A 1191-nucleotide genomic window follows, 5' to 3' on the forward strand; every position below is an offset into this window, starting at 1 on the left:
GGTCTTCCACACACTATTTTTGATGCCTCCCTGGTTTCCTTGGAACAGGTTGTCAGCACCCAACAAAGTGCCTCTCTCAAGCAAATCCCGAGTGATTTACAGGCCTTGTTGAACACCACATGGACGTGGTTACAGACCAATACCCAAACACACCGCGTATTGGCCTTGGGTGATGTGGACTATCCCCAGTCGCTGCTCAACATGGAAGACCCGCCCTTGATGCTGTACGCCATGGGCTCTCCAGACGCCTGGCACGGCAGCAGTTTTGCCAACTGCGCCAGCCGTTGCCTGGCAGTAGTGGGCAGCCGCAACCCCACGCCACAGGGTGTAGCCAATGCACGCCAGTTTTCCCAGTCACTAGCGCAAGCAGGTCTGACCATTGTGTCGGGACTGGCATTGGGAGTGGATGGTGCTGCCCATGAAGGTGCTCTGGCGGGCGCGGATGCTGGGCAGTTGGCAACCATCGCGGTCGTCGGTACCGGGCTGGACCGTGTCTACCCCCGACAGCACCGAGATCTGGCGCACCGGATCGTGCAGCACGGGGTGGTGCTGAGCGAGTATCCGCTGGGCACTCCGCCGTTGGCGGCCAACTTTCCACGGCGCAACCGCATCATTGCAGGTCTTAGCAACGGCACGCTGGTTGTGGAGGCGGCATTACTGTCTGGGTCGCTCATTACCGCGAGGCTGGCGTCGGAGCAGGGTAAAGAGGTGTTTGCGATTCCGGGTTCCATCCACTCCACGCAGGCCCGTGGTTGCCATTCGCTGATAAAGCAAGGTGCCAAGCTGGTGGAAAGCGCACAGGATGTGCTCGAAGAATTGCCTCAGGCTTCATACCGAGCGGTTCAAATGAAAGAAGTAGCCGGCAGTGCCATGAATCTGGAGGCAGAGACCCGCTCTGACCCCAGTGACCCATTGCTGGAAGCCTTGGGCTACGACCCTATGGGACTGGACGCCTTGCAGGCCCGCACAGGACTGGACACACCCCATCTACAGGCGCGGCTCATGGAATTGGAAATCCACGGCCTTGTTGCTCGCCTACCTGGGGGCTTGTTTCAACGCAGCGCACACGCTTAATACGCGGCTCGGGTTCCGCAAGTGCGGCCTAAGCGAGAAATAGCAGTGAAAGTCTGTCATCTGCCGCTGCTTCGGATTTTCTGCGCTATATTGAGTCCATGTTTGAAGTACTTGTCT

At 58.4% G+C, this 1191-nt stretch carries 1 protein-coding gene; it reads left to right on the plus strand.

All coding sequences use genetic code 11. The annotated features are described in order from the left end of the window. Positions 1-1074, plus strand: a 1074-nt coding sequence (gene dprA / locus AC097P_RS24355; RefSeq protein WP_479612996.1) for a DNA-processing protein DprA, incomplete at its 5' end; no start/stop codon positions are given. Positions 1075-1191: the final 117 nt, after the last annotated feature.

Source organism: Rhodoferax sp. ZS1R8, assembly GCF_056521325.1.